The sequence below is a fragment of the Occallatibacter sp. genome (assembly GCF_049802275.1).
Lineage (GTDB): Bacteria > Acidobacteriota > Terriglobia > Terriglobales > Acidobacteriaceae > Telmatobacter.
The window spans coordinates 1-3,566 of the sequence record NZ_JBARMD010000236.1 but is presented as its reverse complement, the minus strand read 5'-3'; the positions used below and the strand labels follow the sequence as shown (position 1 = coordinate 3,566).

The following is a 3,566-nucleotide window of genomic DNA, read 5'->3' as shown; positions in this document are numbered from 1 at the left end:
CCCACCACCGGTTTCTTCACATGCTGCTTCACAAACTCCGCGGCAGCTTCTTCGGCCGATCCGCCGATTTCGCCAATCATGATGATTGCCTCGGTCTCAGGATCATCATTCAGCAGGCGCAGCGCATCGATGTGCGTCGTGCCGATAATCGGATCGCCGCCAATCCCAATCGCCGTAGACTGCCCTATGCCGCGCTGCGTGAGCTGATGCACGGCCTCATACGTAAGAGTTCCGGAGCGCGACACGATGCCGACCGAGCCTTCCTTGTGAATCCGTCCCGGCATGATGCCGATCTTCGCTTTGCCCGGCGAAATCACTCCCGGACAATTCGGCCCGATCAGCCGCGACTTCGACGACTTCAGCTTCGCCCACACCTTCACCATGTCGAGCGTGGGAATGCCTTCGGTGATGCACACGATCAGCGGAATGCCTGCGTCCTCAGCCTCGAGAATGGCGTCGGCAGCAAACGGCGGCGGCACAAAAATCATGGTCGCATTCGCGCCTGTCTCTTTTACCGCATCGGACACCGTGTTGAACACCGGCCAGCCTTCATGCTTGGTTCCGCCCTTGCCCGGAGTCACACCGCCCACAACCTTGGTGCCGTACTCCGCGCACCCAAGCGCATGAAATGTGCCTTCTTTTCCGGTAATTCCCTGCACGATGAGCCGCGTATCGTTATCCACTAAAACCGTCATTTAAATTCAGCTCCTAGCTGCTAGCTTCTAGCTACTAGCTTTCAAAAAACATTGAGATATCAGGATCCAGGTCTCTTTCGATTCCTGAAGAAGTCACCGCTACCAATTCCAGCAGAAATGAACTAGGAGCTAGAAGCTAGCGGCTAGCAGCTGCCTTTACCACCAGCTCCGCAGCTTCCTTCATCGTCGCGCCGACCTGGAAATTCAAACCCGACTCCTTCAGAATCTTGCGGCCCTCTTCAACGTTGGTTCCTTCAAGCCGCAGCACAATCGGCACCTTCACGTTCAAGTTCTTCGCAGCCGCAACAACGCCCGTCGCCAGCCGATCCACGCGCAGAATGCCGCCAAAAATATTAATGAAGATCGCCTTCACATTCGCATCCGACAGCAAAATTCCGAATGCATGTTCGATCTGTTCCTGCGTCGCGCCGCCGCCTACATCCAGAAAGTTCGCAGGCGAGCCGCCGGCGTATTGAATGATGTCCATCGTCGCCATCGCCAGGCCCGCGCCGTTCACCATGCAGGCAATCGTCCCGTCCAGCTTGATGTAGTTCAGCGCGTACTTGCTCGCTTCCACTTCCAGCGGATCTTCCTCGGCCACATCGCGCAGCGCCTTGATCGCCGGATGGCGGAAGAGCGCGTTATCGTCGAACGTAATCTTCGCGTCCAGCGCAAACAGCTTGTCATCCTTCGTCGTGATGAACGGATTGATCTCCACCAGCGACGCGTCTGTATCCATGAAAGCCTTGTAGAGACTCTGCAGAAATGCGACGGCCGCATTGATCTGCGTCGGCTTCAGCCCCAGCGCGAACGCCAGCTTGCGCGCCTGCCATGCGCCGAACCCCACCGCCGGATCGATGGTCTCTTTGAAGATGGCCTCCGGCGTCTTTGCCGCGACTTCCTCAATCTCCATGCCGCCGGCCTGCGAAGCCATAAAGACGAGTCTTCCAGTGGCGCGATCGAGCACGATCCCCAGATAGAGCTCGCGATCAATGGCCGCCGTCTCCTCGATCAGCAGTCGCTGCACCTTCTGCCCCTGCGGGCCGGTCTGGTGCGTAACGAGCTGCATGCCGAGAATGTTCTTCACATGCGTCTCAGCCTCGTCGCGCGTGCGCGCCACCTTCACGCCGCCGCCCTTGCCGCGGCCACCTGCGTGAATCTGCGCTTTCACCACCACGCCATTGGCGCCCTCGGCGAATAGTCCGCGGGCCACTTCGGCCGCTTCTTCCGGCGTATTGGCCATCTCGCCCTTGGGCACGGCAACGCCATACTTCGCCAGGATCTCTTTTGCCTGATACTCGTGAATTTTCATGTCGGTAGGAACCGCAACGTCCGCTGATAGGTTCGGGAATTAGTTCTGGAAAAACAACAAAGGCCGGTCAGCGCGATCGTTCCCGCGGTACCCAAATACTATCTTGCTGCACGATACCCCCGCAAACCTCGGCACTTTGAGGACGGTCTGTGCCCCGTTCATCGTGGCCTCATCGCGATGAGCGGGTCTTCGGGGCAGGCCTGGCGGCCCGCTCGTCGTATTCTCACCAGACCCGATCAAAACTTTGAAGCCTGTCTGTGCCCCGTTCATCGTGGCTTCATCGCGATGAGCGGGTCTTCGGGGCGGCTGTTTACGATAGAACCATGCCGTATGGTTTGAAACGGTTCCAGAAAGCCGAGGTACTTCATTTCATCACCTTCAGCTGCTTTCACCGTCTGCCGTTGCTTGCGGCGCCGGAGCCTAAAGACACATTCGAGGCCGTATTGGAACAGATTCGGGCACGTCATCAGGCCAGAGTCTACGCCTACGTGCTGATGCCCGAGCACGTGCACATGCTCGTAAACGAACCGCCATCGATTCTTCTGGCACAGTTTGTGAAGGCTCTCAAGCAGACCACCTCCCGAAAATTGAAAGGGGATCGAGAGCGGTTCTGGCAAGAACGTTATTTTGACCGGAATATCCGGGGCGAAGCGGCCCGCTCAGAAGTGATCCGATACATTCATCGCAACCCGGTAAAACGAGGATTGGTGGCTTCGCCGGAGCAGTATACGTGGAGCAGCTTTTCGCATTACGCCACTGGGCTGAGGGGAGTGGTCGAGATCGAGTCGGATTGGACGGGGAGTCGGCCCACTCATCGCAACCCACTCATCGCGATGATGCCGCGATGAACGGGGCACATACTCATTTTTTGAGATTCCGCGAAACGTGTGAGGTTGCGTCGTTGTTACTACGGTACGAGGTCAATCCCTTCGAGCAAATCGAAAATGTTTAAGGGTTCACACTCATCGCAAACACAGTTCTCCTCTGGATTTTGAGGGTTATATAGCATCCCGAGGACTGTCCCCTTTTCCCACGCGTGTGAAGAATAAAACTTGCCACTGAAGTGCTGATCATCAGCGACGTAAAAAAAAGAAACTTTGAAGTAGCCCACGAATATGCTGCTCTCAGTCCGCGGGGGAGCATCTTCCCATTCGCAACTTTGGATCGTTGCGGTGTTGACAACCCAATTCTCGCAGGTCATTGGGCTGAATTGTTGCACCGCTCTTGGGTTTCTGTCGAGTCCCCGTCTAACCGCAAGTAACTCCGAGAAGGTCGCATTTGTAGAGGACATCGGCAAGGCGGGGATGCGGACGTCTACGCCAGCGCGCTAACGCTGCAACCGATGGCGGCGATGGTGGCGACGCGGCCTTGGTGATCCTCGTAGATGACCACCGGTGCAATACCATACTGAGAGATATGGATTCGCTGAAGACCCTTCTAAAGCCTCTCGCCGAAGACGGCACGCAGCTCACGCGTGAACAAGCCCGCGACGCTCTCCGCCAGATCCTCTCCGGCCAGGCGTCCGAAGTTGAAGCTGCCGCCCTGCTCACCGTCTTCGC

At 57.2% G+C, this 3,566-nt stretch carries 4 protein-coding genes; 2 read left to right on the top strand and 2 right to left on the bottom strand.

Annotation, left to right across the window (positions count from 1 at the left end; genetic code table 11):
- Together sucD and sucC are read right to left on the bottom strand one after the other, a co-directional pair.
- Window positions 1–695: succinate--CoA ligase subunit alpha (gene sucD / locus WA354_RS08260; RefSeq protein ID WP_472812526.1), on the bottom strand; the 695-nt coding region annotated here is incomplete at its 3' end.
- 136 nt (window positions 696–831) lie between these two features.
- A complete protein-coding gene (gene sucC / locus WA354_RS08255; protein ID WP_472812525.1) occupies window positions 832–2,007 on the bottom strand; it encodes an ADP-forming succinate--CoA ligase subunit beta in 1,176 nt (391 codons plus the stop codon).
- Window positions 2,008–2,264: 257 nt separating this feature from the next.
- On the opposite strand from sucC, the gene WA354_RS08250 reads away from it, so the two are divergent.
- Complete coding sequence (locus tag WA354_RS08250) at window positions 2,265–2,855, top strand: REP-associated tyrosine transposase (RefSeq protein ID WP_472812524.1); 591 nt, start codon at window positions 2,265–2,267, stop codon at window positions 2,853–2,855.
- A 568-nt stretch (window positions 2,856–3,423) separates the two neighbouring features.
- Window positions 3,424–3,566, top strand: a 143-nt coding sequence (locus WA354_RS08245; RefSeq protein ID WP_472812527.1) for a hypothetical protein, incomplete at its 3' end; no start/stop codon positions are given.